The organism is Neisseria sp. GT4A_CT1, assembly GCF_000227275.1.
Taxonomy (GTDB): Bacteria; Pseudomonadota; Gammaproteobacteria; order Burkholderiales; family Neisseriaceae; genus Neisseria.
In genome coordinates this window covers 190,665-195,322 of sequence record NZ_JH164966.1, presented here as the reverse complement: position 1 = coordinate 195,322, position 4,658 = coordinate 190,665, and the positions used below count along the sequence as shown (strand labels likewise).

At 44.2% G+C, this 4,658-nt stretch carries 5 protein-coding genes and 1 pseudogene; 5 read left to right on the top strand and 1 reads right to left on the bottom strand.

Annotated elements, in window-relative coordinates; all coding sequences use genetic code 11:
• The 5 genes and pseudogenes from HMPREF1028_RS15465 to HMPREF1028_RS05610 form a co-directional block, all read left to right on the top strand.
• Positions 1-317 (top strand): annotated as a pseudogene (locus HMPREF1028_RS15465) (hypothetical protein); the annotation flags it as partial.
• A gap of 259 nt (positions 318-576) precedes the next feature.
• Entirely contained in the window at positions 577-972 is a 396-nt protein-coding gene (locus tag HMPREF1028_RS05625) for a hypothetical protein (protein WP_009311822.1), read from the top strand.
• Between the two features lie 346 nt (positions 973-1,318).
• The gene (locus tag HMPREF1028_RS05620) at positions 1,319-1,651 is read left to right on the top strand and encodes a hypothetical protein (protein ID WP_003778366.1); all 333 of its coding nucleotides are present in this window, start codon (positions 1,319-1,321) and stop codon (positions 1,649-1,651) included.
• Between the two features lie 389 nt (positions 1,652-2,040).
• Positions 2,041-2,667: a dTMP kinase gene (gene tmk / locus HMPREF1028_RS05615; RefSeq protein ID WP_009311821.1), complete on the top strand. Its 627-nt coding sequence runs from the start codon at positions 2,041-2,043 to the stop codon at positions 2,665-2,667.
• A 219-nt stretch (positions 2,668-2,886) separates the two neighbouring features.
• Positions 2,887-4,167: a malic enzyme-like NAD(P)-binding protein gene (locus HMPREF1028_RS05610; RefSeq protein WP_003756682.1), complete on the top strand. Its 1,281-nt coding sequence runs from the start codon at positions 2,887-2,889 to the stop codon at positions 4,165-4,167.
• A gap of 85 nt (positions 4,168-4,252) precedes the next feature.
• Here the strand turns inward: HMPREF1028_RS05610 and HMPREF1028_RS05605 are convergent.
• The coding region (locus HMPREF1028_RS05605; protein WP_009311820.1) for an IS3 family transposase at positions 4,253-4,658 on the bottom strand (406 nt) is incomplete at its 5' end.

Genomic DNA, 4,658 nt, shown 5'->3' with positions numbered 1-4,658 from the left:
CTGATTTAACATTTAAAAAGCAAATAAAAAAGCGGAAACTTAGCCCCAATAGGAAACAATATCTTTCCTTATGGGCGTATTGTGATCTTTACCATTTTAAAATTAGTTGGACAGTATCTGATAAAAAAGGGGAAATAGTTAAGCAGGGTACGTTGCTGACAGAGCAACCATCTTATATCGATATATGGTGTAGCTTGAATTTCCGTTGGATAGATGACGAACATTTTATTGTTGAGTCCAATTACAAAGGATTGATTTCAGATACTTGGGAAGTTGATATTTCGAATGGTGCTGTCCTAGCAACTTGCTGGTTTTAGCTTGTGTGAAACTTCTAATTTTGACGAGACGTGTGTCGGGATACATGCAGCGGCTCCTGCTTTTCAGACGACCTCAATCCTTTTCGAGGTCGTCTGAAATATTTGTCCTTAAATAATCTCATTTTCGGCGGCGACGCATGGCTGTTGTCTGCCGAAGTTGATTTGGACTAGGGTTAGGGCTTGAATCAATTAATATTTGTAATCTTGGCGGAAGTAGAAGATATTTTGACAAAAGCTTGGATAAGAAATTTAGAAAATTATGAAAATAACTTTAGATAACTGGGACGGTTCTTCTTGTAAAGAAGAAATTTATCATGTTAATTATTCAGTAAAACTCTTAGGCATTTTAGAAAGATTGGATAATAAAAAACATACTCTTGTAAATTTAGTTTTATTAGAAGAAAACTATTTGATGATTGGTGGAGGAAATGGAAAATATGTTATAACAGGTGAAGAAAATGGCATAGTTTTTAATTTATTAAACCCCAGTGAAGGAAGTACCTTAAAAATAGAATTAAATACGGGAGGACAAATTGGCTTATTTGAGTCTAAATATATTCTATCTAAAGAAATGGCATTCAAATGTGCTGTAAAATGTTTTACTATAGGATGTATTCCACAAAATGATTTAGATTTTGTCTGGGAAAAGTACTAAGGTTTAGTTTTAATAACTTTTTATCAAGCCTGTAGTTTGTCTAAAATTCCTCAATAACTCTGTAGGTATGAGGAGCACACGCACGTGGTTTCTTTTCAGATAAAACCAATACCTTCCTTAAGGTCGTCTGGAATATTTTTTCAGTAAACTTATTACTAATTAACAAGCCAGTTGATATAAATCGGTCGTCTGAAACCAACTTTCATGAGAACGATTCTATATAAACTTTCTCACTTTGGTTACCTTCAGTAAAAAATTCGTGTATTGCCAATGTAGTAGGTGTCTGAAAGGAGATAGGAAGTCTTACGTAGAATAATTACTTTTTAAAATTTAGGAGTTTAAATTAATGTTACCTAAAGAATTAACAGCTAAAATTTTACTAGAAAGTGTTTTAGAATGTACGGATTTTATAGCAAATGAAGTGTCGAACTTATACAATGCGGTAATAGAGAAATTAAAGCAAGATGATGAAATATTCTTTATGAATTTTGTTGAAGATGAGCATAAAAAAGATGATTATTATGGATATGTCTATAACAAAACGAATAGAAAAATCTACGAATACGCCTTTCATGATGATAAGTTAATGAAAAATAGGAAGTTATCTCTTGTCGAAAAGAAAATTGAAGAGTTGACAACAAAAGATATTCTTGAGTTGCCTATAATCAATTTGTTGTGATGTTTAAATATAATATATGAACGCTGTTGGAACTCTGACAGTACAGGCTATCCTGACGGCAGTTATGAAACCTTCGAATAAAACCGTCTCAACCTGTTGTTTGCTGTTAAAATCACCTACGACTAGACTCACCGCCGAACTGAGCTCACCAAGTTTGGAGGGTTTGGTTTTGTTTTTGTTAATTTATTTTTTCTTAGAACTTGTATCCTTTTAGACAAGTAATCTTTGGGGGCATGTGGTATAGCGATCTGTGTATAAGGACTAAATCTATCAATCCGTCTTGAATCAATAAGGTCGACTGAAAATCTACTTCGAACCCCATCAAGCATTTATAATCCGTCTTTTCAGACGACCTTTTGAACATTCGTTCTCTCAATAAAATTGACCTTATGAAACCCAAATTTATCACTCTGGACGGCATAGACGGCGCGGGCAAATCGACCAATCTTGCCGTTATCCGCCAATGGTTCGAATCCCACAACCTTCCCGTATTGTTCACCCGCGAGCCGGGCGGTACGCCTGTCGGCGAGGCTTTGCGCGAAATTTTGTTGAACCCTGAAACCAAGGCGGGATTGCGCGCGGAGACGTTGATGATGTTTGCCGCGCGGCAGCAGCATCTTGAAGACGTTATCCTGCCTGCGCTGGCAGACGGCATTCATGTCGTTTCCGACCGTTTTACCGATGCGACTTTCGCCTATCAGGGCGGAGGGCGCGGCGTGCCTCTGCAAGATATTGAAATGCTGGAAAATTGGGTACAGGGCGGGTTTGGTCCTGATTTGACGTTGCTGCTGGACGTGCCGCTGGAAGTGTCGATGGCGCGTATCGGGCAGACGCGCGAGAAGGACCGTTTCGAGCAGGAGCAGGCAGATTTTTTCACCCGCGTGCGTGCTGTTTATCTCGAACGCGCCGCCGCGCATCCCGAACGCTACGCGCTTATCGACGGCAACCGGAGTTTGGAGGAGGTGAGGGCGGATATCGAACATGCGCTGGCGCGCAGTTTCGGTATGGATGTTTAAAACCGAATGAAGGTCGTGAAAGGATACGTTTTTGCTTTGAGGTTATTTGTTTCAGATGAAAATAGCGGTATGCGCCGCATTGGGAACATGGTAAAATTACACGCTATTACAAAATAGGTTTATTTGTTAATAAATAAGCCGCTTTGTAATGCCAAACGTCCCGAAACCAACGTTTCAGACGACCTCGTCTCAACATCTCTCTCGCAACAGGATCGAAAAATGGAAAACTCATTAAAAGAAGCCGCACTGAAATTTCACGAATTCCCCGTGCCGGGTAAAGTCTCCGTTACCCCCACCAAATCGCTGGCCACGTCCAAAGACTTGGCTTTGGCGTACTCGCCGGGCGTTGCGGCTCCTTGTATGGAAATCCATGCCGATCCGCAAAATGCGTACAAATATACCGCCAAAGGCAACTTGGTCGCCGTGATTTCCAACGGTACCGCCGTTTTGGGCTTGGGCAACATCGGCGCGTTGGCGGGCAAACCTGTGATGGAAGGCAAAGGCGTATTGTTTAAAAAATTCGCCGGTGTGGACGTATTCGACATCGAAATCGATGAAAAAGACCCGCAAAAATTAGTGGACATCATCGCTGCTTTAGAGCCGACCTTCGGCGGCATCAATCTCGAGGACATCAAAGCGCCTGAGTGCTTCTACATCGAACGCGAATTGCGCAAACGCTGCAAAATCCCCGTATTCCACGACGACCAACACGGTACCGCCATCATCACCGCCGCCGCCGTATTGAATGCCCTGCGCTATACCGGCCGTAAAATCGAAGAAGCGACCTTGGTTTGCTCCGGCGCGGGTGCGGCTGCGATTGCCTGCTTGAACCAACTGCTCGATTTGGGTCTGAAACGTGAAAACGTTACCGTTTGCGACTCCAAAGGCGTGATTTACAAAACCCGCGAAGACAAAGACCGCATGGACGAGTCCAAACAGTTCTACGCCATTGAAGACAACGGTCAACGCGTGCTTGCCGATGCCGTCAAAGGCAAAGACATCTTCTTGGGCCTCTCCGGTGCGAACCTGCTGACGCCTGAAATGCTGAACACCATGAACGCCAAGCCTATCGTGTTCGCCATGGCAAACCCGAATCCGGAAATCCTGCCGCCATTGGCAAAAGAAACCCGTCCGGACGTGGTCATCGGTACTGGTCGTTCCGATTTCCCGAATCAAGTGAACAACGTATTGTGCTTCCCGTTCATCTTCCGCGGAGCGTTGGACGTCGGCGCGACGACCATCAATGAAGAAATGAAACGCGCCTGCGTCTATGCTTTGGCGGATTTGGCGAAAGAAGAGGTAACTGAAGAAGTGGTTGCCGCTTACGGTAAGAAATTCGAATTCGGTGCGGAATACCTGATTCCGACCCCGTTCGACTCCCGCCTGCTGCCGCGTGTTGCTTCGGCTGCCGCCAAAGCTGCGATGGAAAGCGGCGTGGCAACCCGTCCGATTGCAGACTTGGAAGCCTACGCTGCCAAACTGAGCGAGTGGAAACTGTAATCCGGTTTTAATTTGAATGTGATGTAGAAAAGGTCGTCTGAAAACTGAACTGGCCCCCAAATCTTGGACACTCATAAAAGCCTTTTCAGGCGCTCTGTGCAAGCTGGGTTCTGTATGCGACAGGACTCAGCTTTTTCAATTTCAAACTGCAACGCTCCCGGTTGTAGTAATCCATATAGTCATCTATCTGCTTCATCAATTCATCTACCGTCAATTCACCTGCATTATAGAAACACTCCGTCTTCAACACCGCAAAGAAGCTTTCCATCGGCGCATTGTCCCAACAGTTCGCCTTTCGCGACATGCTTTGAACCATGGAATGCTCCGCAAGCAATTCCCTATACCCCGCCGTACGGTACAGCACGCCTTGGTCCGAATGCAGCATCGTTCCTTTATCAGTCAGACGGGGTGCGGCTTTTTCGAGCATTTCCTTCACCATTTCGCTGTCGGCTCTGCGGCTCATGGCGTAGGCGACGATTTCGCGGTTGAAC